The organism is Geodermatophilus obscurus, from assembly GCF_900143215.1.
Lineage (GTDB): Bacteria > Actinomycetota > Actinomycetes > Mycobacteriales > Geodermatophilaceae > Geodermatophilus > Geodermatophilus obscurus_A.
On the sequence record NZ_FRDM01000017.1, the window covers coordinates 1 to 25,048 of the forward strand.

The window sequence follows — 25,048 nt, forward strand, 5'->3', positions numbered from 1 at the left end:
GGAGCGGACCCCGGCGGGGAGCGGACCCCGGCGGGGAGGGGACTCCGGCGGGGAGGCGCACCGGTGCTGTCGTGCGCTGACGGCTGAGGGAGCATCGCGGCAAGCTCTGCCAGCGAGGCGTTCCCGCGGGAACGCCTCCGTGTGGGGACGTGCGGGGTGGATCCGTCCGCGTCGACCGGACGGATCCACCCCGGGGCTCAGCCCCTGGCCGGGAACTCCGCGAAGCGGGTGCGCAGATCCTTCTTGGAGAACTTGCCGACGCTGGTCTTGGGCACCTCGTCGATGAACTCGACGGCGTCGGGCATCCACCACTTGGCCACCTGCGGCCGCAGGTGCTCCAGGATCTCCTCCTCGGTGGCCGTCTCGCCCTCCCTGAGGACGACGCAGGCCAGCGGCCGCTCGTCCCACTTCGGGTGCGGGATGCCGACGACCGCGGCCTCCTTGACCTTCGGGTGGCTCATGATGGCGTTCTCGAGGTCGACCGAGCTGATCCACTCGCCGCCGGACTTGATGAGGTCCTTGGTGCGATCGGCGATCCGGATCGAGCCGAACGAGTCCATCGCCGCGACGTCACCGGTGCGCATCCAGCCGTCCGTCGTCAGGAGTTCCACGCCGGCGTCCGGGTTGTAGTAGTCCTTCGCGCACCACGGGCCGCGCACCTGCAGCTCGCCGGTGGCCTTGTCGTCCCACGGCTGGGGCTCGAGGGTCTCGGCGTCGACGATCCGGGCCTCGACGCCGAGGAACGGCAATCCGGCCCGGGACCGCTGGTCGGCCTGCGTCTCGGCGTCGGCGTCGGCGTAGCGGCGCGGCAGGATGCCGGAGGAGGCGACCGGGTGGGTCTCGGTCATGCCCCAGGCCTGCAGGATCGGCAGGCCGACCTGCTCGCGGTAGGCCTCGCTCAGCGCCCTGGGCACCGCCGAGCCCCCGCAGCCGATGTCCCGCAGCTTGTGCGGCCGGCCGGCCAGGTGGGGGAGCACGCCTTGCCAGATGGTCGGGACGCCGGCCGTGAAGGTGACCCCCTCCTCGAGGATCAGCTTCGCCAGGGCCTCCGGCTGCATCATCGAGCCGGGCATGACCAGGGAGGCGCCGGCGGCCGGCGCGGCCTGCGCGATGCCCCAGGCGTTGGCGTGGAACATCGGCACGACCGGCATCGCGACGTCCTGGATGCCCAGGCCGAAGGCGTTGGGCGCCATGACACCCATCGTGTGCAGGAACGTCGAGCGGTGCGAGTAGACGACGCCCTTGGGGTTGCCCGTCGTGCCGCTCGTGTAGCACATGTAGGCGGCCGAGTTCTCGTCCGTGACCCCGAACTCGACCAGCTGGGCGTCGGCCAGCAGCGTCTCGTAGTCGAGGACCCGCGGGTCGTCGGGGATCTCGTTGTCCCCGCCGTCGTCCATGACCACGACGTGCCGGACGGTCTTCATCGTGTCGATGAGCGGCCACAGCAGGGGCAGCACCGTGCGGTCGACGAAGACGGCCTCGTCCTCGGCGTGGTTGGCGATGTAGGTCAGCTGCTCGGGGAACAGCCGCACGTTGAGGGTGTGCAGCACCCGGCCGGAGCTCGGCGCGGCGAAGTACAGCTCGAGGTGTCGCTGGCTGTTCCAGCCGAAGGTGCCGACCCGGCCGTCGGCGCTGATGCCGAGGGTGTCGAGCACGCCGCCGAGCCGCCGGGTCCGGTCGGCCCATTCCGCATAGGTGGCCCGGGTGGTCCCGCCGGGCCCCGCAGTGGCGATCGTCCCGTCGCCGTAGTGCTGCTCGACGTGCCGGAAGATCGCGTCGATGGTCAGGGGGTAGTCCTGCATGAGGCCGCGCATGGCCGGATCTTGCCAGTGACCGCGCTCACGATCCACAACGGTCCGGCGGCGACGGGCCAGGTCAGCGGGCCAGCACGACGGGCAGCTCGGCCAGGCCGCGGATGACGAACTCCGGACGGCGCACCGGCTCCCCGCCGAGCTCCAGCCGGGAGGTGCGTTCCAGCAGGGCGCCGAAGGACGCCTGCAGCTCGACCCGGGCCAGCGGTGCGCCGATGCAGAAGTGCACGCCGGCCCCGAAGCTGGTGTGCGGGTTGTCGGTGCGGCCGACGTCGAGGGCGTCGGGGGCGGCGAACACCGCCGGGTCCCGGTTCGCGGCCCCGAGCAGCGCGGCGATCTTCTGCCCCTCCCGCACGGTGACGCCGCCGAGGTCCACGTCGGCCGTCGCGGTCCGCTCGAACAGCTGCAGCGGCGAGTCGAACCGCATCAGCTCCTCGACCGCCGTCGGCAGCAGACCGGGGTCCGCGCGGAGCCGGCGCAGCTGGTCGGGGTGCTCGAGCAGCGCCAGCAGGCCGTTGCCGCTGACGTTGACCGTCGCCTCGTGCCCGGCGTCGAGCAGCAGGATGCAGGTCGTCACCAGCTCGTCCTCGGTGAGCCGATCGCCCTCGGCGTCGCGCACGGTGACCAGGTGGGACAGCAGGTCCTCGGCCGGGGCGCGGCGGCGCTCGCCGGCCAGCCCGCGCAGGTAGGTGACGAACTGGTCCGCCGCACGCTCCGCGGCGTCCTCGACCGCCGCCGTCCGGCCGTACTCGTACATCTTCACGATCGCGTTGGACCACGGCCGCAGCAGCGGCCGGTCGGCCCGCGGGACGCCGAGCAGCTCGGCGATGACGGCGACGGGCAGCTCCCCGGCCATCCCGGAGAGGACGTCGACCGGCTCGGTCCCGCCGGAACGCTCCACCAGGCCGTCGACCAGCTCGGCGGCCAGCTGCCGCACCCACGGCCGCAGCCGCTCGACGTGCCCGCGGGCGAAGGCGGCGCTGACCAGCCGGCGCAGCCGGGTGTGGTCCGGCGGCTCCATCTCCAGCATCGCGTTGCGGTGGATGAGGTTGAACGACCGGAACCGCGCGGCCGGCTCCCGGTCCCGCCAGATCCGGCCCAGCCGCCGGTCGCGCAGGACGGCGTTGCTCTCGGCGTGGGTGAACGCCAACCACAGGCCGAGCCCCTCGTGCCACTGCACCGGCGCCTGCGACCGGGCGCGCGCGAAGGCCGGGTAGGGATCGGCGACGACGGCGGGGTCGGTGAGATCGATCGGCGGGGCCGCGGGCGTCACGCCGGAGCAGCGTAGTTGTAAGGACCCCCTCGCCCCCCGCCACTCGCGGGCTCGCAGCGGGACCCTGCGAGGGGGCCGCCCTTGCCCCCGCCAGTCGCAGGCTTGCGGCGGGACCCTGCGCGGGAGCCGCTTAGGCTCGGGCCATGGCCCGCTCCGCGACCCGCAAGCGCCCCGCTGCCCCTGCCACAGAGAACGGCGTCAACCCCAAGGCGCCGTGTCCGTGCGGCTCGGGCCGTCGCTACAAGCACTGCCACGGCTCGGGCTACGCCCCGCCGGTGACCCGGCCGTTCGAGGGGCTGCCCGGCGAGCCGCACTGGGTGGCGCTGCGCGAGCTGGTCCCGGCGGCGACCGCGCCCCTGCGGACGGCGGACGGCCGCGACGTCACCCTCGCCAGCGTGCTGCCCGGCGGGGCTCCGGCCCTGGTGCGCGCCGGCGGCGAGATCCTGCTCGGCGTCCAGCTGCAGGGCTCCTCCGACGACGTCAGCCGCGACCTCGGGACGGCGCTGGCCGCCGCCCTCGACGCCCCCGCCGGCGCGCCGGTCGATCCGGGCCCCCTCGGCGGCGCGGGCTCGGCCGGGCCGCGATTGCAGGAGCTGGTGGACCTCGGTGCGCCGCTCGAGGTGACCGTGCACGAGGACTTCGGCTTCTGGCTCGAGGGAGTCGACGCCGGGGCCGCGGCGCAGGCCGGTCTGGAACAGGCCAACGCCGCGATCCTGCCCACCGAGCTGCTGTCCGGCCTCGGTGCCGCCTACTGGGTGCGGCCCGGCGCCGAGCGCGCCCACCTGCGCTGGGTGCGGCCCGAGCCGGAGGAGCGGCTGCTCGACGCGCTGGCCCGGCTGCGCGCCTCGGGCGAGATCCTGCTCGGCGAGGGCACCCGCTACGCCGGCGCCTTCCGGGCGCACGGCCTGCTCGTGCCGGTGTGGGACCTGCCCGCCGACGCCCCGGCCGCCGACTGGACGGACGCTGCCGCCGCGTTCCAGACCCGGCTGGAGCAGGCGCTGGAGGTCACCGACCCGCTGACCGCTGACGAGCGCCGCGCTCGGGCGGGCCTGCTGTCCCGTCAGGTCACCCTGCGCTGAGAGAGCACCCCTCTGCCCCCGTCACTCGCGAGCTCGCGGCGGGACCCTGCGGCGGGGCCGGCGGGGTCGGCCCGGTGGACGACGGACGTCCCCCGGGCCGGTGTCACGTGCGACGCCCGCGTGGTCGACACGGGGTAGCGACCAGCTCACCGTTCGCCGACGCGCCTCACCCCACGTGGGCACTTCCCGGTGCTCGTTACGAGACCGTGACGCCGAGGTGGCGATCAGGGGTTGACGGCAGTGGGTTGTTAACGCTCACACTTGTGCCGCTCGCCACGGGCGGGCCTGCGCCGGGTCGAGCGCGCAGCAGTCTCGAGGAGGAGATCACGTGAGCAAGAGGCTCGGCTTCGCCGCCCTCAGCGCCGGCATGGCGCTGACCCTGGCGGCCTGTGGCGGCGAGGGCGCCGGTGGCAGCGGCGGTGCCGGTGGCGGAGGCGCCGAGACGGAGGACCTGACCATCGGCGTCTCGATGCCGACCCAGACCTCCGAGCGCTGGATCGCCGACGGCAACAACGTCAAGGAGCAGCTGGAGGGCGAGGGCTACACCGTCGACCTGCAGTACGCCAACGACGACATCCCCACCCAGTCGCAGCAGATCGACCAGATGATCACCGAGGGTGCCGACATCCTCGTCGTCGCGGCGATCGACGGCACCGCCCTCTCCGGCCAGCTGGAGAACGCGGCGGCCAACAACATCCCGGTCATCTCCTACGACCGCCTCATCCGCGACACCGAGAACGTCGACTTCTACGTCACGTTCGACAACTTCGAGGTCGGCGTCGCCCAGGGCAACGCGCTGCTGACCGGCCTGGGCCTGCGGAACGAGGACGGCTCGCCGGGCACCGCGACCGGCCCGTTCAACGTCGAGCTGTTCGCCGGCTCGCTGGACGACAACAACGCGTTCTTCTTCTGGGACGGCGCGATGTCGGTCCTGCAGCCGCTGATCGACGACGGCACGCTGGTCGTGAAGTCGGGCCAGACGAGCATCGAGCAGGCCGCCATCCTGCGCTGGCAGCAGGAGACCGCCCAGCGGCGGATGGAGGACCTGCTGACCTCCGCCTACAACGACGGCTCCCGGGTCGACGGCGTCCTCTCCCCGTACGACGGCCTCTCCCGCGGCATCATCACCGCGCTGCAGAACGCCGGCTACGGCCCGACGCTCGACGCCCAGCCGCAGCCGATGGCGGTCGTGACCGGTCAGGACGCCGAGATCGCCTCGGTCAAGCTGATCAACGACGGGGTCCAGAGCTCCACCATCTTCAAGGACACCCGTCTGCTGGCCGAGCAGGCCGTCGCCGCCGCCTCCGCCTTCGCCGAGGGCAACGAGCCGGAGGCCAACGACACCGAGACGTACGACAACGGCGTCAAGGTCGTCCCCTCCTACCTGCTCCCGGTCGAGACGGTCTTCGCGGACGACATCCAGTCCGTGCTGATCGACTCCGGCTACTGGACGGCCGAAGAGGTCGCCAGCGGCCAGTCGGACTGACCTCCGGCACCTGAGCCCGGCCGGGCCCGGCAGCACCGCTGTCGGGCCCGGCCGGCACCACCCAGGCCGGCCATCCCGCGGCCTGGCCCACCCCGCCGGGGTGGCGCACACTTCTCCCCACCATCAGCGGCGCGCCCTCCGCCAGCGACGAGGCGCCGACGACAGGACGACGAGGTCCCATGGACGACCACATCCTGGAGATGCGCGGCATCACCAAGACGTTCCCCGGCGTCAAGGCCCTGGAGAACGTCAACCTGGTGGTCCGCCGAGGCGAGATCCACGCGATCTGCGGTGAGAACGGCGCCGGCAAGTCGACCCTCATGAAGGTCCTCTCGGGCGTCTACCCGGCGGGGAGCTACGAGGGCGAGATCGTCTTCGACGGCCAGTCGGTCCGCTTCTCCGGAATCCGCGACAGCGAGCACGTGGGCATCGTGATCATCCACCAGGAGCTCGCGCTGGTCCCGTACCTGTCGATCGCGGAGAACATCTTCCTCGGCAACGAGCGGCGCGGCCGGTTCGGAGTCATCGACTGGAACAAGGCCAACGCCGAGGCCGGCGAGCTGTTGCGCTCGGTCGGGCTGGACGAGAACCCGGTCACCCCGGTGGGCCAGCTCGGCGTCGGCAAGCAGCAACTGGTGGAGATCGCCAAGGCGCTGTCCAAGGACGTGCGCCTGCTCATCCTCGACGAGCCGACCGCCGCGCTGAACGACACCGACTCCGCGCACCTGCTGGACCTGATGCGCCGGCTCCGGGACCGCGGGATCACCTGCATCATGATCTCGCACAAGCTCGGCGAGATCACCGCCGTCTCGGACAACGTCACGGTGATCCGCGACGGCAAGACGGTCGAGACGCTGAACCTGCACGCCGGCGAGGTGACCCAGGAGCGGATCATCCGCGGGATGGTCGGCCGCGACCTGGAGAGCTACTACCCCGAGCGTGAGTCGCACCCCGGCGAGGAGATCCTGCGGGTCGAGGACTGGACGGTCTGGCACCCGACCCAGGACCGCAAGGTCGTCGAAGGCGCGAACTTCACCGTCCGGGCCGGGGAGGTCGTCGGGATCGCCGGCCTCATGGGCGCCGGGCGGACCGAGCTGGCGATGAGCATCTTCGGGCGCGCCTACGGCCGGAACACCACCGGCCGGCTCTTCGTGCACGGCAAGGAGGTCAAGCCGCGCAACGTCTCCGAGGCGATCGACGCCGGGATCGCCTACGCGACCGAGGACCGCAAGCACTACGGCCTCAACCTCATCGAGGACATCCGGCGCAACGTCTCCGCCGCCGCCCTGGACAAGCTCGCCAGCAAGGGCTTCGTCAACGGCAACGAGGAGGTCAAGGTCGCCGAGGGCTACCGCCGCGACATGAACATCAAGGCCCCGAGCGTCGCCTCGATCGTGGGCAAACTCTCCGGGGGCAACCAGCAGAAGGTCGTGCTGTCCAAGTGGCTGTACACCGACCCCGAGGTGCTCATCCTCGACGAACCCACCCGCGGCATCGACGTGGGGGCGAAGTACGAGATCTACACGATCATCAACCGGCTGGTCGCGGCCGGTAAGGCGGTGCTGGTCATCTCCTCCGAGCTGCCCGAGCTGCTCGGCATCTGCGACCGCATCTACACCCTGTCCGCGGGCCGGATCACCGGAGAGGTGCCCGTCCAGCAGGCGACCCAGGAGAACCTGATGGAGCTCATGACCAAGGAGAAGGAGCTCGCGGCATGACCAGGACCGTGCCCCCCTCGTCGGAGCCGGAGGCCCAGGACTCGACGGCCCCCAAGGACGTCGCGCCCGCCGTCGCCCTGCACACCGGCACCAGCAACGTCCGCACCCTGCTGACGAGCAACCTCCGGCAGAGCGGCATCTACATCGCCTTCGTGGCGATCATCGCGCTGTTCACCGTGCTCACCGACGGGACGCTGCTGTCCCCGGGCAACGTCACCAACATCGTCCTGCAGTACAGCTACATCCTGATCCTGGCCATCGGCATGGTCATCGTGATCATCGCGGGGCACATCGACCTCTCCGTGGGGTCGGTGGTGGCCCTGACCGGCGCGGTGTCGGCCGTACTGGTCATCCAGCAGGGCCTGCCGTGGTGGGTGGGCGTGCTGGCCGCCTTGGCGACGGGCGTCGCGATCGGTGCCTGGCACGGCTTCTGGGTCGCCTACGTCGGCATCCCGGCGTTCATCGTCACCCTGGCCGGCATGCTGCTGTTCCGCGGCCTGACGCTGCAGGTGCTGGACAACATCTCGCTCTCGCCCTTCCCCCCGGGCTACGGCGACATCGCCAGCGGGTTCCTCAACGGCCTCATCGGCGGCGACGGCTACGACGCGTTCACCCTGCTCATCGGCGGGATCGCGGTCGCCGGATACGCGGTGAGCCAGTACCGCAGCCGCATCGCCCTCATCCGCTACCAGCAGCCGGTCGAGTCGTTCCCGCTCTTCGTCGCCAAGATCGTGCTCGTCGGCGCGGTCGTCATGGCGTTCGCGTGGCAGCTGGCGCACGCCCGCGGCCTGCCCATCGTGCTGATCATCCTGGCCGTGCTGATCCTCGTGTACGCCGTCGTCACCAAGCGGACCGTCTTCGGGCGCCAGGTGTACGCGATCGGCGGCAACCTGGCGGCGGCCACGCTGTCAGGTGTCAAGGTCCGGGCGGTCAACTTCTGGATCTTCGTCAACATGGGCTTCCTGGCCGGGATCGCCGGCGTCGTCTTCTCGTCGCGGTCCAACGGCGCCCAGCCCGGCGCGGGCAACATGTTCGAGCTCGACGCGATCGCCGCGGCGTTCATCGGCGGTGCGGCCGTCACCGGCGGTGTCGGCACGGTGGTCGGCGCCATGGTCGGTGGTCTGATCATGGCCGTCATGAGCAACGGCATGCAGCTCATGGGCGTCGACCAGTCCATCCAGTCGGTGGTCAAGGGCATGGTGCTGCTGCTGGCCGTGGCCTTCGACGTCTACAACAAGCGGCGCGCCGGAGCGTCCCGCTGACGCCCCGGGCGGCCCCGCGGTCTTCCTGCGGGGCCGCCCGGCGGGGCACCGACCGAGGCGGCCACGGGCCGGCTCCTCGACGGGGAGGGGTGACGGTGGAGCCCGAGGGGCCGAGCCGAGCGCTGGTCATGTCGGACGTCGCAACTCGGGCCGGCGTCTCCCACCAGACGGTGTCCCGGGTCATCAACGGGCACCCCAACGTCGCGCCGCAGACCCGTGAGCGCGTCGAGCGGGCCATCCGCGAGCTGGGCTACCGGCCCAACACCGCCGCGCGGGCCCTGGTCACCGGCTCGACCCGGACCATCGGGTTCGTCACGGTGAACATCAACCAGTACGGGCCGGCGCAGACCCTCGTGGGGCTGGAGCGGGCGGCGCGGGCGGCCGGGTACTCGCTCAGCGTCGCCGTGCTCGACGAGGCCACCGCCGACGCGATGCGCGACGCCGTCGACCGCTTCATGGCCCAGTCGGTCGACGCCGTCCTGGCGCTGGCCACCTACGACGACGCGGCCGAGGCGCTGCACGCGGTGCACACCCCGCTGCCGCTGGTCACCGTGCAGAGCGGCGGGGCCCTGGAGGAGCCCGCGGTCGGCGTGGACCAGGTCGCCGGTGCCCGGCTGGCCACCCGCCACCTGCTCGACCTCGGCCACCGCACCGTCCACCACGTCACCGGTCCGGCCGACTCCCAGGAGGCCCGCGACCGGATCGAGGGCTGGCGCGCCGAGCTGGCCGCCGCGGGTGCGCCCGTCCCGGTGTGCCTGCACGGCGACTGGACGCCGTCCTCGGGCTACGAGGCCGGCCGCCGGCTCGCCGCGCGCAGGCGCGCGGGCGAGCAGGTCACCGCGGTGTTCCTCGCCAACGACCAGATGGCCCTGGGGCTGCTCGCGGCGTTCCACGAGGAGGGGCTCGAGGCCCCGCGGGACGTCAGCGTCGTCGGCTTCGACGATCTGCCCGAGGCCCCCTACCTGACCCCGCCGCTGACGACGGTCCGGCAGGACTTCGCCGAGCTCGGTCACCGTGCGGTGGAGCTCGTGCTGGCCCGGCTGGCCGGTCGCGACCTGCACCTGGAGCCGGTACCGCCGGTTCTGCTGGTCCGGTCCAGCACCGGCCCCGTCCCGGTGGGGAGCACGCCCGCCGCAGTGTGACGGCTGTCCCTGTTAGCGCTAACATCCCCGGCGGTGACGCGGCCGTCCGGCCGTCGGAGCCGCCGGGTGGAGGAGGAAGCGATGCGGAGCACCGCTGGACCAGCTGACACCCACCTCGTCGGGACGCTGCCGGGCCGGGCGGACGTCCTCCACGACGGGCGAGGTGCGGGGACGCGCGGTGCTGCGCTTCCCGGGGGCCCGGGCGGGCCCACCACTACGGGCCGGGAGGGTCGCGAGAGATGACGACGGATGTCGGCGCAGCGATCACCGGAGGTCGCACGGCCCTGGGGATCGAGCTGGGATCGACCCGGATCAAGGCGGTGCTCGTCGGCCCGGACCACGCTCCGCTCGCGGTCGGCAGCTCCGACTGGGAGAACCAGTTCGTCGAGCGGCGGTGGACCTACTCGCTGGAGGCCGTCTGGGCGGGGGTGCAGCAGAGTTACGCGGCCCTGGCGGACGACGTGCGGCGACGCCACGGGGTCGAGCTGGCAGGACTCGGCGCACTCGGCGTGTCGGCGATGATGCACGGCTATCTGGCGTTCGGCGTCGACGGTGAGCTGCTCACGCCGTTCCGCACCTGGCGCAACACGAACACGGGTCGATCAGCAGAGCGGCTCAGCACGGAGTTCGGCGTCAACATCCCGCACCGGTGGAGCGTCGCGCACCTCTACCAGGCGATCCTGGATCACGAGGAGCACGTCGGTCGGCTCGATCACCTGACGACCCTGGCCGGCTACGTGCACTGGCAGCTCACCGGCGAGAAGGTCCTGGGCATCGGCGATGCCAGCGGCATGTTCCCGATCGACGTGGGCACCGGCGGGTACTCCGCCCCGATGCTGGACCGGTTCGACCAGCTGGCCGCCGAGGCCGGGGTCGAGCTGACCCTCGCCGACCTGCTGCCCAGGATCGCGTCCGCCGGCCAGCCGGCCGGCGAGCTCACCGAGGCGGGGGCCGAGCTGCTCGACCCGACCGGGCGGCTGCGTCCCGGCATCCCGTTCTGCCCACCCGAGGGTGACGCGGGCACGGGGATGGTCGCCACCAACTCGGTCGCTCCGCGCACCGGCAACGTCTCCGCCGGGACGAGCATCTTCGCCATGGTCGTGCTCGAGCGCGAACTCACCCGGGTGCACCGCGAACTCGACCTCGTGACCACGCCGGCCGGTGACCCGGTGGCCATGGTGCACTGCAACAACGGGGCCAGTGAGGTGAACGCCTGGGTCGGTCTGTTCACCGAGTTCGCCCGGGCGCTGGGTTCCGACGTGGACCCGTCGGCGGTCTTCGAGATCCTCTTCTCCGCCGCGCTCGGTGGTGCCAGCGACGGCGGCGGGATGCTGGCCTACAACTACCTCTCCGGGGAGCCGATCACCGACCTCGACGAGGGGCGGCCGCTGTTCGTGCGGTCCCCGGACAGCAGGTTCGACCTCGCCACCTTCATGCGGACGCACCTGTTCGCGTCCCTCGCCACGCTGCGGATCGGCATGGACGTCCTGCAGAAGACCGAGGGCGTGCGGCTCGACCGGATGTTCGCGCACGGCGGCCTGTTCCGGACCAAGGGCGTGGCGCAACGCTTCCTGGCCGCCGCGATCGACACCCCGGTGTCCGTCGGGGACGTCGCTGCCGAGGGTGGCGCCTGGGGGATCGCCGTCCTGGCCGCCTTCGCCACCGGGCGCTCGCCGGGACAGGACCTGGCCGACTACCTGGACACGACGGTCTTCACCGGCACCAGCCTGCAGACCGCCCAGCCCGAGCCGGCCGACGTCGCCGGCTTCACCGCGTTCATGCAGCGGTACGTCGCCGGGCTCCCGGTCGAGCGGGCCGCCGTGACATGCGTGTGAGCCCCCTGTCAGTGACCACGTCCGCCGCACCCGCCGAGGAGCAGCCCGCATGACCTCACCCCACGAAGACGCTCCGCTGGCGCTCCACGTCTCCGCGGGGACCCCGAGGGCAGCCACCGCCCCCCGCACCGAGCGGGGCACCCACCAGGCGCAGCGCGAGCACGTCGCCGCGCTGCACGTCGAGCTGACCCGCAACGGGCTGGTCACCTGGACCTCGGGCAACGTGTCCGAGCGGGTGCCCGGCGAGGACCTGTTCGTCATCAAGGGCAGCGGTGTCCTCTACGACGAGCTGACCTGGGAGGGCATCACCGTCTGCGACCTCGACGGGAACGCCGTCGACGGGGTGAAGAAGCCGTCCAGCGACACCGACGCGCACGCCTACGTCTACCGGCACGTGCCCGAGGTCAACGGCCAGGTGCACACGCACAGCCCCTACGCCACGGCCTGGGCGGCGCGGGCCGAGCCGATCCCGTGCGTGCTCACCGCGATGGCCGACGAGTTCGGCGGCCCGATCCCGGTCGGCCCGTTCGCGCTCATCGGCGACGACTCGATCGGCCAGGGGATCGTGGCCACGCTGCGCGACTCCCGGTCCCCGGCGGTGCTCATGCAGAACCACGGCGTCTTCACGATCGGCCCGTCGGCCAAGGCGGCGGTCAAGGCCGCGGTCATGACCGAGGACGTCGCCCGCACCGTGCACCTGTCCCGCCAGCTCGGCGAGCCGCTGCCCATCGCGCAGTCGGACGTCGACTCGCTCTACGCGCGCTACCAGAACGTCTACGGACAGTGAGGAGAGCTCCCACCGTGGTCGGAGACCCGTTCGAGGGGCACGAGGTCTGGTTCCTGACCGGCAGCCAGGGGCTGTACGGCGAGGAGACCCTGCAGCAGGTCGCCGAGCAGTCACAGCGGGTCGCCGCGGCGCTCGACGAGGCCGCCGAGGTGCCGATCCGGGTGGTGTGGAAGCCGGTGCTCACCGACGCCGCCGCCATCCGGCGGGCGATGGGCGAGGCCAACGAGGACCCCTCCTGCGTCGGCGTCGTCACCTGGATGCACACCTTCTCCCCGGCGAAGATGTGGATCAGCGGGCTGGACGCGCTGCGCAAGCCGCTGCTGCACCTGCACACCCAGGCCGACGCCGCCCTGCCGTGGGCGACGATCGACATGGACTTCATGAACCTCAACCAGGCCGCGCACGGCGACCGGGAGTACGGGTTCCTGCTGTCCCGGCTGCGGATGCCGCGGACGACGGTCGCCGGCCACGTGTCCAACCCGCGGGTGCGCTCCCGGGTCGGTTCGTGGGCGCGCGCGGCCACGGCGGCGGCTGCGGCCCGGTCGCTGCGGCTGGCCCGGTTCGGCGACAACATGCGCAACGTCGCGGTGACCGAGGGGGACAAGGTCGAGGCCGAGATCCGCTTCGGCATGTCGGTGAACACCTGGGGCGTCAACGACCTGGTCGCCGTGGTGGACGCCGTGGCGGAGAAGGCCGTCGACGCCCTCGTCGAGGAGTACGGCGACCTGTACGAGTTCGCCGACGGCGCCCGCCCGGGCGGGCCGCAGCACGAGGCCGTGCGCTACCAGGCGCGCATCGAGGCGGCGCTGCGCAGCTTCCTGGAGGACGGCGGGTTCACCGCGTTCACCACGAACTTCGAGGACCTCGGCGGGCTGCGCCAGCTCCCCGGTCTCGCCGTCCAGCGGCTGATGGCCGACGGCTACGGCTTCGGCGGCGAGGGCGACTGGAAGACCGCGGCGCTGCTGCGCACCCTCAAGGTCGCCGCGGCCGGGCTGCCCGGCGGTACCTCCTTCATGGAGGACTACACCTACGACCTCGCCGGGACGCCGAAGATCCTCGGTGCGCACATGCTGGAGGTCTGCCCGACCATCGCCGGCGACCGGCCGCGGGTCGAGGTGCACCCGCTGTCCATCGGCGGCCGCGAGGACCCGGCGCGGCTGGTGTTCACCGCGGCGCCGGGCGAGGGCGTCGTCGTCGGCTGGTGCGATCTGGGCGACCGCTTCCGGTGGGTGGCCGACGAGATCGACGTCGTCGAGCCCGACGAGCCGCTGCCGAGCCTGCCCGTGGCCCGCGCGGTGTGGCAGCCCCGGCCGGACTTCGAGACCGCGACCGAGGGCTGGCTGACCGCCGGCGGCCCGCACCACACGGTGCTGTCCACCGCCATCGGCGCCGACGAGCTCACCGACCTGGCCGAGGTCTTCGCGACCGAGCTGGTGCTCATCGACGCCGACACCACGCGACGCTCGCTGGCGAAGGAGCTGCGCTGGGGAGCCGCCTACCACCGCCTGGCCCAGGGCCTGTAGGAGGACCCCGCTGCCCCCCACCGCTCGCAGGCTCGCGGCGGGCCCCTGCAGCGGGGCCGTTCCAGCACGTCAGACCGGGTCGCGGCGGACCGGGCAGGACATGCACCTCGGCCCGCCGCGGCCGCTGCCGAGCTCGGAGCCGGCGATCCGCACGACCTCGATGCCGGCCGCCTCGAGCGCGGCGTTGGTGACGGTGTTGCGCTCGTAGGCCACGGCCAGCCGCGGGGCCAGCGCGAGGGTGTTGTTGCCGTCGTCCCACTGCTCGCGCTCGGCGGTCACCGGGTCCAGGCCGGTGTCGATCACCCGCAGCCGGTCGATGCCCATCGCGGCGGCCGCGGCCTCGAGGAACGGCGCGGGGCCGCGGACGACGAGGTCGGTGGTGTCGTCGTCGTCCGGTGGGACGTCGGCGGTGACGGTCCAGGCGACCAGCGAGGCGGCGACGGCGGGGTACACGACCATGGCGTCGACGTCGACCATCGTGGCGATGGTGTCCAGGTGCATGGTCGCCCGCTGCTGGGCGATCGGGACGACGAGCACGGTGTGCGCCAGGCCGCGGGCGAACACCCGCCGGGCCAGCCGCTCCGCGCCACCGGGCGTCGTCCGCTCGCCGACGCCGACCGCGACCACGCCGGGCGCCAGCAGCAGCACGTCGCCGCCCTCCAAGTGCTCCAGCGAGGCGTCGTAGAGCTGCTCGGCGCCGGCGAAGCGCGGGTGGTGGGCGTAGACCGCGGCGGTGATCGTGCTCTCCCGGTGCCGCGCCGGCATCGTCAGCGAGGTCACCGCCACCTGGTCGCCCACCCACACCGACGAGTCGCGGGTGAACAGCAGGTTGGGCAGCGGTGGGACGACGAAGTCACCGCGCGCCATGAGCTCCCAGGACAGCCCGCGGGCGCCGGGCAGCTCGTCGTGGGCCACCCCGGCGACCAGCGCGCGGGCGAGGTCCTCGGAGGAGAGGTCGGCGAGGTGCGCGGCGGCGGTGCGCTTGAGCGTCGCGCCCAGCCGCGGGTCGTCGACGGCGGCCGTGATCAGTTCCGCGCGTGCCGCGGGGTCGGTGAGGACCTCGGCCAGCAGCCGGTCGAGGTACAGCACCTCCACGCCGCGGGCGCCCAGCTCGGCGGCGAAGGCGTCGTGCTCCTCCTGCGCCCGGCGCACCCACGGCACGCCGTCGAAGAGCAGCTGGTCGTTGTTGCGGGGCGTGAGCCGGCGCAGCTCGGCGCCCGGCCGGTGCAGCAGCACGGCCCGCAGCGCCCCGACCTCGCTGGTGGCGCCGCGGACGGCGGCGGGTGTGATCATGCGCCGAGGCTGGCACACGGGGTGTGCCGGCCGCTGGATACGGTGCTCCGGCCGGGGGCCGACGACGTCCCCCTCGACGCGGAGGAGACCGCCCGTGCACCTGTTCGACCTCTCCGGGAAGGTCGCCGTCGTCACCGGCGGCACCCGCGGCATCGGCCTGATGATGGCCCGCGGGCTGCTCCAGGCCGGGGCGTCTGTCTACATCAGCTCCCGCAAGGCCGAGGCCGGCGAGCAGGCCGCCGCCGAGCTGTCGCAGTTCGGCACGGTCGAGTCGATCCCGGCGGACGTCTCCACGGAGGCCGGGTGCCGCCGGTTGGCCGAGGAGGTGGGTCGCCGCGAGGAGCGGCTGCACGTGCTGGTGAACAACGCCGGCGCCACCTGGGGGGAGCCGTTCGAGACCTTCCCGGCCGCCGCCTGGGACAAGGTGCTCGACCTCAACCTCAAGGCGCCGTTCTTCCTCACCCGGGCCTTCCTGCCGCTGCTGGAGGCCGCGGGCACCGACGACGACCCGGCCCGCGTGGTCAACGTCGGCAGCATCGACGGCCTGCACGTGCCCCAGCTGCCCACCTACTCGTACTCGTCGAGCAAGGCCGCGGTGCACCAGCTGACCCGGCACCTGGCCAAGGAGCTGGGGCCGCGGCGGATCACGGTGAACGCCGTCGCCCCGGGGCCGTTCGAGTCCAGGATGATGGCCGCCACGCTGGCCGCCCGCGGCGAGGAGATCGCCGCGTCGTCCCCGCTCGGGCGGATCGGCCGGCCCGACGACATGGCCGGCGTCGTGGTCTACCTGGCCAGCCGGGCCGGTGCCTACGTCACCGGCGCGGTCATCCCGGTGGACGGCGGCCGCGCAACCACCCTTTGAGGCCGCGGACTGCATCGCCGCCACCTACGCCTTCGACGAGGTGCGGCTGGCCCCGGTGACGGTGCGCCGGCCGGACCCGCGGACCTGGACGGTCGGCGCCGGCCCGCTGCAGCTGCGGGTCACGACCGGCCGCCGTCCACCGAGTGGTACGGCGTGCAGGACCTGCACGCGGTGACGTCGCTCGACGCCACGTGGGACGGCGTGCCGCTGGGCGCGCTGGCCGCGGTGCGGCCGCCGGTCACCTTCGGGTTCGGGTCGGTGCCGCCGCGGCCGGCCCTGGCGCGGGTCACCACGACGGTGCAGCTGCCCTGACCGGTCCCGCGGCGCCGAACCCCGGCCACCGCGTCCCTTCCTGGCACCTCAGCCCCTGCTTCCAGGTGGAAGCAGGGGCTGAGGTGCCCGAGGGAGACGTCGCCCACCGACCGGGTACCGGGGAGGAAGGCGCCCTCCTTCAGTCGGGCAGCAGGACGCCGGGGTTGCAGATGCCGCGCGGGTCGAGCCGCTGCTTGACCGCGCGCAGCACGTCGACGCCGAGGGCGCCGACCTCGCGCTCCAGCCAGGGGCGGTGGTCGGCACCGACGGCGTGGTGGTGGGTGAGCGTGCCGCCGGCCGCCAGCAGCGCGTCGGTCGCCGCCCGTTCGGCCGCGAGCCACTGCTGGATGGGCAGCGCGTCGTCCCGGTCGGCGAGCACGGTGACGTACAGCGAGGCGCCGGTCGGGTAGACGTGCGAGACGTGGCTCATCACCAGCGGCTGCTTCCCGCGCCGGCCCAACCGCGTGCGCAGCGCCTCGCGGACGGCGTCGTGGACGGTGGGCAGCGCGGTCCAGGTGGCCGCCGTCTCCAGCGTCTCGACCAGCAGCCCGGCGTCCAGCAGGCTGTCGCGGGTGTAGGGCGCGGCGTACCGGTGCCGCCGCCAGGCCTCCCCGACGCGCGCACCCAGCCGCACCGCCCCCGCCCCGCGCAACACGGAGGCCGCCGCCCGCTGCCGTGCGCGCACCGCCGCCGGCAGCCCCTCCCAGCCGACGACGAGCAGGCAGCCCGCGGCCCGTCGGCGCAGCCGCAGCGAGCCGCGCAGCAGCGACGCGCCGGTGCCGGAGGCGGTCAGCAGGTCGGCCCGGGTCTCGTCGGGGTCCGACAGCCGGACGACGTCGGGGAGCAGGTCGTGCCGGGCCATCCGCTGCAGCCCGGCCAGCCCCGCCTCCCACGACCGGAACGACCAGCCCTCGTAGTGCCGCGCCCGCGGCTCGGGCCGCACCCGCAGCGTCAGCTCGGTGATGACGCCCAGTGCCCCCTCCGATCCCAGCGCCAGGCCGAGCAGGTCCGGGCCGGCCGCCGAGGCCGGCGGCGAGCCGAGCGCGAGCACCCTGGACGGCGTGGCGAGCGTGAGCCCCGCGACCAGGTCGTCGAAGCGACCGACGCCGGTGGCGGCCTGCCCGGCCGAGCGGGTGGCCGCGTAGCCGCCCATGGTGGCGAACTCCCAGCTCTGCGGCAGGTGGCCGAGGGTCAGCCCGTGCCGGCCCAGGTGCTCCTCCAGCGCCGGCCCGCGCACGCCCGGTCCGACCGTGACCGGGGACGACGCGACGTCGAGGGCGTGCACCGAGGCCATCCGGCGGGGACCGGCGACCGGACCCCAGCCCTGGATGGTCAGTTCCGGCTGCTCGGGCGGCTACAGTCTGCCGGTGCCCGGCCCCGGACCCGCCGACCTCTCCGCGGCCCGGCGGACGGCGGACCTCGACGCGGTGGCCGGTGCGGCCGCGGTGCTCGCCCGCCTCGACCGGCGGGTGCGGATCGGGCTGGTGCCGGGCGACCGCGAGCACGCCGTGCCGCTGGCCGAGCAGGTGCTCGCCGAGGAGGGTGAGGTCCAGCCGCACGGCACACCATGACGGAGGTCACTAGGCTCCCCCCTGCGGCCGAGCGCGGGGCCCGCCCGCCTGCCGCGAGGGGTGTGACGTGGCGCTGGATCCTGGGGTGCTGGCCGAGCTGGAGTCGATCGTCGGACGGGAGCACGTCCGCCACGAGCAGGGTGAGGTCGCGCCCTACGCCCGCGACGCCACCCCGCTGTTCTCCTCCCCGCCGGACGCGGTCGTCTTCCCGGCGCGCACGGCGGAGGTCGCCGCCGTCCTGCGGCTGGCCACCTCGCACCGCGTCCCGGTCGTGCCCCGCGGCGCGGGCTCGAACCTGTGCGCGGCGACCGTGCCGCTGCAGGGTGGCATCCTGCTGGTGCTCACCCGCATGGACCGGGTGCTCGAGATCAGTCCTGCGGAACTGCTGGTCCGCGCCGAGCCCGGCGCCACCACGGCCACCGTCGCCGAGGCCGCCGCCGCGAAGGGGTTGCTGTTCGCCCCCGACCCGGGCAGCCGCACCGTCTCGACCGTGGGCGGGAACGTGGCCACCTGCGCCGGCGGCCTGCGCGGCCTCAAGTACGGCGTCACCCGCAACTACGTGCTCGGTCTCGAGGTCGTGCTGCCCACCGGCGAGGTCATCCGCACCGGCGGCCGGCTGTGGAAGGACGTCGCCGGCTACGACCTGACCCGCCTGCTCACCGGCTCGGAGGGCACCCTCGGCGTCATCACCGAGGTGACCCTCGCGCTGCTGCCCATGCCGGCCACGGCGAGCACCGGGGTGGCCTACTTCTCCTCGCTGGCCGACGCCGGCCGCGCGGTGACGCAGGTCCTCGCCCACGGCGTGGTGCCGGCGACGCTGGAGTTCCTCGACCGCACCTGCATCGGGGCGGTGGAGGACTACGCCCGGCTGGGGCTGCGCACCGACGCCGGCGCGCTGCTGCTCTTCGGGGACGACGGCGAGCCGGACGCCGTGGAGCGCAACCTGACCCGCATGGGCGAGCTGTGCGCCGACGAGGGGGCGCTCGAGGTCACCGTGGCCAAGGAGGTCGCCGAGTCCGAGGCGCTGCTGGCCGCCCGCCGCTGCTCCCTGCCGGCGCTGTCCCGGCTGAACACGCTGACCGTGCTCGAGGACGTCACCGTGCCCCGCCCGCGGCTGGCCGAGATGGTCGACCGGATCGAGGCCGTCGCCGCCCGGCACGAGCTGCTGATCGGCACCTTCGGCCACGCCGGCGACGGCAACCTGCACCCCACCGCCGTGGTCGACGTCCGCGACCCCGCCGCCGCCGAGCGCACCCACGCCGCCTTCGCCGAGATCTTCGCCGCGGCCCTCGAGCTCGACGGCACGATCACCGGGGAGCACGGCGTGGGCGCCGCCAAGCTGCCCTACCTCCGCGACCGGCTGGGAGACGACCAGATGGCCCTGACCAAGCGGATCAAGGCCGCCTTCGACCCGGCGGGCATCCTCAACCCCGGGAAGACGGGCTCGTGAGGTCGCGGATGGACACAGCAGCGCGGCGCGAACGCGCCGACGAGTGCAGCGAGGAGGTCGCGTGAGCGCCGAGGTGTCGCCCGGTGTCGACGCGCCAGGTGCCGCCGGCGCGGCCGCGCGCGGGATCTTCCCGCCCGAGCTGCTCGACCGGTGCATCTCCTGCGGGTTCTGCCTGCCGGCCTGCCCGACGTACGCGCTGAGCAAGGACGAGAAGTCCTCGCCGCGAGGACGGATCACGCTCATGCGCGCGCTGGAGACCGGCGTCCTGGAGGAGGACGACCCGACCCTGCGGGAGGAGTCCTCGTTCTGCCTGGGCTGCCGGGCGTGCGAGCCGGTCTGCCCGGCCGGCGTGCAGTACGGCGAGCTGCTCGAGCACTGGCGCTCGCACCAGTGGCAGGGCCGGCACCGGCCGCCGCTGGCGCGGGTGCTCACCAACGTCGTCGTCCGCAACTGGCTGGTGCGCCGGCTCGGCACCTTCCGCGGGCACGCGCGCACGGCCGCCACCTCACCGCAGGGTCCGCACCTGATGCTGGGCTGCTTCGAGCGAGCACTGTTCCCGGCGGTGAGCCGGGCCGCGCGACGGCTGCGCCCGGAGCTGGACGCTCCCGGGAACCAGGGCTGCTGCGGCGCCCTGCACGCGCACAACGGCGACCTCGAGCTCGGCCGCACGATGGGCCGACGGCTCGGCGAGCAACTGCCCGGCACGATCGTGACCACCGCCGGCGGCTGCGCGGCGCACCTGGCCGGCGTGCTGGGCCGCGACCGGGTGAAGGAGTTCTCCGAGTACCTGGCCCGCGACGGCTCGGCGTCCCTCGGCGAGCTGCGGGTCGACGGACGGCGGGCGCGGGTCGCGCTGCAGGACTCCTGCCACCTGCGCAACGGGATGGACGTCTGGCGGGAGCCGCGGGAGCTGATCGCCGCCGTCGCCGACTACGTCGAGCTGCCCGGCGCGGCGCAGTGCTGCGGCTCGGCGGGCACCTACTCGCTGCTGCGGCCGAAGGACAGCCGCCGGGTGCTGGCCCCGAAGCTCGACCAGATCGAGGCCGCCGGCGTCGACTACGTCGTCGCGGTGAACCCCGGCTGTCAGCGGCAGCTGGTCACCGGCCTGCGCCGCCGCCGCTCCCGGGTGCGCGTGCTGCACCTGACCGAGCTGCTGGCCGCTGCGCAGGACGGCGGGCTGCCGCGCCGTCGGCTGCGGCTCGGAGCGCGGCCGGGCCGCCGCGCCGAGGTGCCCGCCGACGAGCCGGCCGGGTTGACGGCCCACCTGAACGACCGGCCGCTGCCCGACGACCCGGGCGCGGCCGGTGCCGGCCGACCCGACGCGCTCGACGGGTCCGCCGGCCCCGACGAGGTGCACCGGAGCTGACCCGGCCGGCCGGTCAGGCCGGCTGCGGCTGCCTCCGGTGCGCACCGAGGGCGGCCAGCCCGCGCCGGACGCCGACCGCCACCGCGCCGAGCGCGAAGAAGCCGTCCTCGTCGGCCACCTGCGCGTTCCGCAGCAGGGACACCAGCCGGTCCAGCGCGGCCTCCGCGGCGGCGATCCGCAGGTCACGGAGGTCCGGCGCCGTCCCGTCGGTGCTGTGGTGCGGCGTCCGGACGACGCCGGCCAGGCCGGCGAGCGCGTCGGCGAGCAGCCAGCCGGCCCCGGCCTCGACCCGGTCGACGCCGCGCCGGTGCGGCTGCAGCTCGACGACGAGGGAGGTGAGGTCGTCGACGAGGACGGCGACGCGGTCGACGGCGCGGGACTCCTCGCGGATGCCGGCAGCCCGGCCCTGCCAGCGGCGGGCGCGCGGATTGGCCCGGCGGGCCCGCTCCACCTGGGCCTCGGCGGCGCGCATCCGGTCCAGCGCACGGTCGAGCCCGGCGGCGCGGCCGGCCCACTCCGCCGGATCGGGCACCTGCCCCTCGCGCAGCGTGGCGGCGATCTCGTCGAGGTGGGTGGCGAGCAGCGACCGGGCGACGGCGATCCGGTCGACCGCGCGGGTCAGCTGCAGCGGCGGGAAGAGCACCGTGGTGACGAGGACGCCGATGGCGGCGCCGAGCAGCGTCAGCCCGGCGTAGCGCAGCACGTAGGCGCCGGGGTCGTCGAGGCCGACGGTGATCATGAGGAGAGCGGCGAAGCTGACCCAGCTGGCCTGCTCGCGCCACAGTCGCAGCTGCTCGACGGTGATGGCCGCGGCGACGATCAGCGCGATGGTGAGGGCGTTCGGCACCGCCCGGGTCAGCTCGTAGAGGCCCACGGCCAGCGCGAAGCCGGTGAGGATGGCCAGCACGCTGCGCCAGGCGGCGCTGGCCGAGTCGGCGATCGTCGGGTGCACCGCGATCACCGCGCCGAGCGGGGCGGAGTACGCGTACTCGCTCAGCATCGGCGGCAAGAGGACGGCGACCTGCCAGGCCAGCGCCGCCGCCACCGCCGCCCGCACCCCGCGCTGCACGGCGGGCTGATGCAGCTGCACCCACAGGGACATCACGGGGAGCCAGGATGACCGGTGCGGCGGGCCACCGTTGCTGCGACGCGGTGTGCAACGGCACACACCGCGCGGCAGCGCCACCGGCCGGCCCTCCTGCCCCCGCCGCGAGCGGGCGAGCGACGGGGGCAGGAGGCTCCTCCCTCAGCCGCCCTGGCGGGCGGCGTTGGCCTGGACGGCGGTGCTCACGTACTGCGCCAGGCCCGGGGCGATCTGCTCGTAGTGGGCGGTGAACCGCTCGTCCTCGACGTACATCCGGCCCAGGCCCGCGTGCATCTCGGGCGGGCAGTCGTAGAAGTTGCGGCTGATCTGCTGCCGGTGCTCCTCCGCGACGTCCATCGCCCGCTCCGAGTCCGCGGGGACGCCCGAGCGCAGCGCCTCGGTGAAGCGCCGCTCGACGTCCTCGCCCTCGGCCTTGATCCGGACCCAGTCCTCCTTGGTGTAGCTCCGGGTGCGCCGCTGGGACTGCGCCCACGCCTCGGTGTCGCCCCAGCGCTCCTCGGCCTCCGCCTCGTACTCCTCGGGCAGCCAGTCGCCGAACAGCTCGAACCGCTCCTCCGGGGTCAGCGAGATCCCCATGTGCCGTGCCTCCATCTCCTTCTCGACGGCCGCGACCATCGCCCGCGTCCGCTCCATCCGGTCGAGCAGCAGCCGGTGCTGCCGGCGCAGGTGCTCGGCCGGGTCGGCGGCGGGGTCGTCGAGCAGGGTCGCGACCTCCTCGAGGGGGAACCCGAGCTCGCGGTAGACCAGCACCTGGTGCAACCGGTCGAGGTCCGACGGCGCGTACCGCCGGTACCCCGCCGTCGTCCGGCCGGACGGCGACAGCAGCCCGATCCGGTCGTAGTGGTGCAGCGTGCGCACCGTCACCCCGGCCAGCGCTGCGACCTGACCCACGTTCACCGGCTCCTCCTCCCTGACGGGGACGAGTGCACAGCCTGACGTCGCGTCAGGGTCAAGCACGAGGTCACCCGGTGCGGCAGGGTGCCGGCCATGGACGAGAAGAGTGCCCTGCTGGAGTACCTGCGCGCCCGGCGGGCCGACCTGCTGGCCAAGCTCGACGGCCTCGGGGAGTACGACGTCCGGCGGCCGGTGACGCCCACCGGCACCAACCTGCTCGGCCTGGTGAAGCACGTCTCCTACGTGCAGCTGGGCTACTTCGGGGAGGTGTTCGGCCGGCCGAGCGGGCGGTCCTACCCGTGGGACGCCGAGGGCGCGGAGGAGGGCGTCGACCTGTGGGCGGCGCCGGAGGAGTCCCGCGCCGACGTCCTCGAGCTGTACGCGTTCTCCGCCGCGCACGCCGACGCGACGATCGGGGAGCTGCCGCTCGACGCCACCGGCACGGTGCCCTGGTGGCGGGCGGAGCGCCGGCACCCGACCCTGCACACGGTCCTCGTGCACGTGGGCGGAGAGGTCGCCCGGCACGCCGGGCACGCCGACGTCCTCCGCGAGCTGATCGACGGGTCGGCCGGGGTGAGCTCCCCGGGGGACAACCTGCCCGAGCGCAGCGCGGCGGAGTGGGCGGCGTTCCGGGAGCGCATCGAGGCCGCCGCGCGGCAGGCGGCCGGCCTCCCCACCCCGAGCGGTGCGCCACCGGGAGATGGGTGAGGATCGCAGCATGGCCGCCGACGTCTCATCCGACGACCCGTTCCCCCGCCGGCGCGTCCGGGTCGACCGCCGGGCCGACGGCAACCTGCAGATGGCCTACGTCGAGGTGGGGGAGGGCGATCCCATCGTCTTCCTGCACGGCAACCCCACGTCGTCCTACCTGTGGCGCAACGTCGTCCCGCACGTGCAGCACCTCGGCCGCTGCCTGGCGCCGGACCTGATCGGCATGGGGGAGTCGGACAAGCTGCCCGACCCGACCCGCGGCAGCTACTCGTTCTCGGCCCACGCGGGTTTCCTGGAGCGGTTCCTCGAGGCGGTCGGCGCCACCGAGCGGGTCACCCTCGTGCTGCACGACTGGGGCTCGGCGCTGGGCTTCGACTGGGCGCACCGCCACCCCGGCGCGGTCCGCGGCATCGCCTTCACCGAGGCGCTGGTCGTCCCGCTGACCTGGGCCGACTGGCCGGCCGAGGGACGGCGGATCTTCCGCACCATGCGCGGTCCGGACGGTGAGGCCGCGGTGCTGGAGAAGAACGCGTTCGTCGAGCGGATCCTGCCGGCGTCGGTCGCCCGCGGCCTGAGCCCGGAGGCGCACGCTCGCTACCGCGAGCCCTTCGCCGACCCCGCGCACCGCTGGCCCACGCTGGAGTGGCCGCGACAGCTGCCGATCGAGAACGTGCCGCCCAAGGTCCGCGACGTCGTCGCCCGGTACGGCCAGTGGCTGCGCACCAGCGACGTCCCCAAGCTGTTCCTCAACGCCGACCCGGGCTTCATGCTGGTCGGCCGGCCGCGGGCGTTCGTGCGCAAGTGGCGGGCGCTCACCGAGGTGACCGTGCCCGGCGCGCACTTCGTGCCCGAGGACTCCCCGCACGAGATCGGCCGGGCGCTGGCCGAGTGGATCCCGACCCTGCGGTAGCCGATCCCGGGTGCTGCCCGCGGCCGGGGCCCGCCGGCCGGGGAACTCCCCCGGAGCGCTCAGGCGGTGAGTGCAGCTGCACTCACCGCCTGAGGACTGCGGGAGGCACCATCTGCGGATCCGGGTCGTCCGTCCTCGGCACCGACGGAGGGAGCGAGCTCAGCGGGTCTTGCGGCCCGCGCGCAGCGCCTCGGCGGTCTTCTCGACGCGGGCGGCGCGGGTCTCGGGCTTCTTGGCCTCCTCGACCCAGCGCACCCACTCCTTGCGGTGCGACGGGGCCAGGCCGTCGAAGAAGGTCCGCGCGCCGTCGTCCAGCGCCGCAGCCAGGTCCTCGGGGAGCGGGGTCTCCCGCGGCGCGGTGTCGAGCTCCACCCGGACGTCGACCTCCTGCCCGGCCTGCAGTCCGGCGGCCTCGCGGTGCTCGGCGGCCAGCGGGATCCAGAACGCCCCGCCCATCGGCGCGACCGTCGTCCGGTAGCCGTACCCGCCCAGGGTGACGGTGACCGGCGGCCGCTTGCCGCCGCCCAGGGCCGCGACGACGTCCTCGGGCACCTGCAGCCCCGTCGCCGTCTTCCCGCTCTGCACGACCGTCGTCCGGAAGTCCACGGCCGGGAGCGTAGAGGGTGGCCCCGTCCAGGGCACCGCAGCGAGCTCGCGA

At 73.9% G+C, this 25,048-nt stretch carries 22 protein-coding genes; 15 read left to right on the top strand and 7 right to left on the bottom strand.

The features are described from left to right. Window positions 1-197: 197 nt before the first annotated feature. Window positions 198-1,814 carry a long-chain fatty acid--CoA ligase gene (locus BUB17_RS15610; RefSeq protein WP_072919497.1) on the bottom strand — a complete coding sequence of 539 codons (1,617 nt, stop codon included), beginning with the start codon at window positions 1,812-1,814 and terminating at the stop codon, window positions 198-200. 61 nt (window positions 1,815-1,875) lie between these two features. Beyond that, on the bottom strand, window positions 1,876-3,084 hold the full coding sequence (locus BUB17_RS15615) for a cytochrome P450 (protein ID WP_072919499.1): 1,209 nt from the start codon (window positions 3,082-3,084) through the stop codon (window positions 1,876-1,878). A 143-nt stretch (window positions 3,085-3,227) separates the two neighbouring features. On the opposite strand from BUB17_RS15615, the gene BUB17_RS15620 reads away from it, so the two are divergent. The 8 genes from BUB17_RS15620 (at window position 3,228) to araA (ending at window position 13,916) form a co-directional block, all read left to right on the top strand. After that, the gene (locus BUB17_RS15620) at window positions 3,228-4,163 is read left to right on the top strand and encodes a DUF5926 family protein (RefSeq protein WP_072919501.1); all 936 of its coding nucleotides are present in this window, start codon (window positions 3,228-3,230) and stop codon (window positions 4,161-4,163) included. A gap of 328 nt (window positions 4,164-4,491) precedes the next feature. Then, entirely contained in the window at window positions 4,492-5,649 is a 1,158-nt protein-coding gene (chvE, locus tag BUB17_RS15625) for a multiple monosaccharide ABC transporter substrate-binding protein (protein ID WP_072919503.1), read from the top strand. 179 nt (window positions 5,650-5,828) lie between these two features. Further along, complete coding sequence (gene mmsA / locus BUB17_RS15630) at window positions 5,829-7,367, top strand: multiple monosaccharide ABC transporter ATP-binding protein (protein WP_072919505.1); 1,539 nt, start codon at window positions 5,829-5,831, stop codon at window positions 7,365-7,367. Next, entirely contained in the window at window positions 7,364-8,629 is a 1,266-nt protein-coding gene (gene mmsB / locus BUB17_RS15635; protein ID WP_072919507.1) for a multiple monosaccharide ABC transporter permease, read from the top strand. Before mmsA ends, mmsB begins: the two co-directional genes overlap by 4 nt. An 89-nt stretch (window positions 8,630-8,718) precedes the next feature. Next, window positions 8,719-9,771, top strand: a complete 1,053-nt coding sequence (locus tag BUB17_RS15640) for a LacI family DNA-binding transcriptional regulator (RefSeq protein ID WP_244277254.1) — start codon at window positions 8,719-8,721, stop codon at window positions 9,769-9,771. A 239-nt stretch (window positions 9,772-10,010) separates the two neighbouring features. Further along, window positions 10,011-11,606 carry a xylulokinase gene (locus BUB17_RS15645; RefSeq protein ID WP_072919509.1) on the top strand — a complete coding sequence of 532 codons (1,596 nt, stop codon included), beginning with the start codon at window positions 10,011-10,013 and terminating at the stop codon, window positions 11,604-11,606. 49 nt (window positions 11,607-11,655) lie between these two features. Then, on the top strand, window positions 11,656-12,393 hold the full coding sequence (locus tag BUB17_RS15650) for an L-ribulose-5-phosphate 4-epimerase (protein WP_244277256.1): 738 nt from the start codon (window positions 11,656-11,658) through the stop codon (window positions 12,391-12,393). A gap of 14 nt (window positions 12,394-12,407) precedes the next feature. Then, the gene (gene araA, locus BUB17_RS15655) at window positions 12,408-13,916 is read left to right on the top strand and encodes an L-arabinose isomerase (RefSeq protein ID WP_072919511.1); all 1,509 of its coding nucleotides are present in this window, start codon (window positions 12,408-12,410) and stop codon (window positions 13,914-13,916) included. A gap of 69 nt (window positions 13,917-13,985) precedes the next feature. On the opposite strand, the gene BUB17_RS15660 is transcribed toward araA, so the two are convergent. After that, window positions 13,986-15,209: an arginine deiminase gene (locus BUB17_RS15660; protein ID WP_072919513.1), complete on the bottom strand. Its 1,224-nt coding sequence runs from the start codon at window positions 15,207-15,209 to the stop codon at window positions 13,986-13,988. A gap of 94 nt (window positions 15,210-15,303) precedes the next feature. Between BUB17_RS15660 and BUB17_RS15665 the strand changes: the two genes are divergently transcribed. After that, entirely contained in the window at window positions 15,304-16,071 is a 768-nt protein-coding gene (locus tag BUB17_RS15665; protein ID WP_072919515.1) for an SDR family oxidoreductase, read from the top strand. Between the two features lie 171 nt (window positions 16,072-16,242). Continuing rightward, entirely contained in the window at window positions 16,243-16,383 is a 141-nt protein-coding gene (locus BUB17_RS27850; RefSeq protein ID WP_244277258.1) for a hypothetical protein, read from the top strand. Window positions 16,384-16,522: 139 nt separating this feature from the next. Here BUB17_RS27850 and BUB17_RS15670 read toward each other — a convergent pair whose 3' ends face one another. Next, a complete protein-coding gene (locus BUB17_RS15670; protein WP_244277260.1) occupies window positions 16,523-17,677 on the bottom strand; it encodes an FAD-binding oxidoreductase in 1,155 nt (384 codons plus the stop codon). A 73-nt stretch (window positions 17,678-17,750) separates the two neighbouring features. Between BUB17_RS15670 and BUB17_RS26165 the strand changes: the two genes are divergently transcribed. The 3 genes from BUB17_RS26165 to BUB17_RS15685 all read left to right on the top strand — a co-directional run bounded on the left by BUB17_RS26165 (window position 17,751) and on the right by BUB17_RS15685 (window position 20,770). Further along, a complete protein-coding gene (locus tag BUB17_RS26165; RefSeq protein ID WP_141243040.1) occupies window positions 17,751-17,954 on the top strand; it encodes a hypothetical protein in 204 nt (67 codons plus the stop codon). A 67-nt stretch (window positions 17,955-18,021) separates the two neighbouring features. Then, window positions 18,022-19,404: an FAD-binding oxidoreductase gene (locus BUB17_RS15680; protein ID WP_072919519.1), complete on the top strand. Its 1,383-nt coding sequence runs from the start codon at window positions 18,022-18,024 to the stop codon at window positions 19,402-19,404. 61 nt (window positions 19,405-19,465) lie between these two features. Then, window positions 19,466-20,770, top strand: coding sequence for a (Fe-S)-binding protein (locus BUB17_RS15685; protein WP_072919521.1), 1,305 nt, complete (start codon window positions 19,466-19,468; stop codon window positions 20,768-20,770). Between the two features lie 13 nt (window positions 20,771-20,783). Here BUB17_RS15685 and BUB17_RS15690 read toward each other — a convergent pair whose 3' ends face one another. After that, window positions 20,784-21,872 (bottom strand): FUSC family protein, encoded by a 1,089-nt coding sequence (locus BUB17_RS15690; protein WP_244277269.1) that lies wholly within the window; start codon window positions 21,870-21,872, stop codon window positions 20,784-20,786. A 144-nt stretch (window positions 21,873-22,016) separates the two neighbouring features. Next, window positions 22,017-22,772, bottom strand: a complete 756-nt coding sequence (locus BUB17_RS15695; RefSeq protein ID WP_072919525.1) for a MerR family transcriptional regulator — start codon at window positions 22,770-22,772, stop codon at window positions 22,017-22,019. Window positions 22,773-22,862: 90 nt separating this feature from the next. Between BUB17_RS15695 and BUB17_RS15700 the strand changes: the two genes are divergently transcribed. Both BUB17_RS15700 and BUB17_RS15705 read left to right on the top strand, forming a co-directional pair. Beyond that, window positions 22,863-23,477, top strand: a complete 615-nt coding sequence (locus BUB17_RS15700; protein WP_072919527.1) for a DinB family protein — start codon at window positions 22,863-22,865, stop codon at window positions 23,475-23,477. Window positions 23,478-23,487: 10 nt separating this feature from the next. Beyond that, window positions 23,488-24,390 carry a haloalkane dehalogenase gene (locus BUB17_RS15705; RefSeq protein WP_072919529.1) on the top strand — a complete coding sequence of 301 codons (903 nt, stop codon included), beginning with the start codon at window positions 23,488-23,490 and terminating at the stop codon, window positions 24,388-24,390. Window positions 24,391-24,549: 159 nt separating this feature from the next. Here the strand turns inward: BUB17_RS15705 and BUB17_RS15710 are convergent, their stop codons facing one another. Beyond that, window positions 24,550-24,996 (bottom strand): YdeI/OmpD-associated family protein, encoded by a 447-nt coding sequence (locus tag BUB17_RS15710; RefSeq protein ID WP_072919531.1) that lies wholly within the window; start codon window positions 24,994-24,996, stop codon window positions 24,550-24,552. Window positions 24,997-25,048: the final 52 nt, after the last annotated feature.

What these genes read in the sequence shown, in the direction of transcription:
- mmsA (WP_072919505.1), top strand. Translation starts at nt 5,829, where the DNA reads ATGGACGACCACATCCTGGAGATGCGCGGCATCACCAAGACGTTCCCC.
- BUB17_RS15620 (WP_072919501.1), top strand. Translation starts at nt 3,228, where the DNA reads ATGGCCCGCTCCGCGACCCGCAAGCGCCCCGCTGCCCCTGCCACAGAG.
- BUB17_RS15660 (WP_072919513.1), bottom strand. Translation starts at nt 15,209, where the DNA reads ATGATCACACCCGCCGCCGTCCGCGGCGCCACCAGCGAGGTCGGGGCG.
- BUB17_RS15670 (WP_244277260.1), bottom strand. Translation starts at nt 17,677, where the DNA reads ATGGCCTCGGTGCACGCCCTCGACGTCGCGTCGTCCCCGGTCACGGTC.
- mmsB (WP_072919507.1), top strand. Translation starts at nt 7,364, where the DNA reads ATGACCAGGACCGTGCCCCCCTCGTCGGAGCCGGAGGCCCAGGACTCG.
- BUB17_RS15690 (WP_244277269.1), bottom strand. Translation starts at nt 21,872, where the DNA reads ATGTCCCTGTGGGTGCAGCTGCATCAGCCCGCCGTGCAGCGCGGGGTG.
- BUB17_RS15650 (WP_244277256.1), top strand. Translation starts at nt 11,656, where the DNA reads ATGACCTCACCCCACGAAGACGCTCCGCTGGCGCTCCACGTCTCCGCG.
- BUB17_RS15705 (WP_072919529.1), top strand. Translation starts at nt 23,488, where the DNA reads ATGGCCGCCGACGTCTCATCCGACGACCCGTTCCCCCGCCGGCGCGTC.
- BUB17_RS15645 (WP_072919509.1), top strand. Translation starts at nt 10,011, where the DNA reads ATGACGACGGATGTCGGCGCAGCGATCACCGGAGGTCGCACGGCCCTG.
- BUB17_RS15700 (WP_072919527.1), top strand. Translation starts at nt 22,863, where the DNA reads ATGGACGAGAAGAGTGCCCTGCTGGAGTACCTGCGCGCCCGGCGGGCC.
- BUB17_RS15610 (WP_072919497.1), bottom strand. Translation starts at nt 1,814, where the DNA reads ATGCGCGGCCTCATGCAGGACTACCCCCTGACCATCGACGCGATCTTC.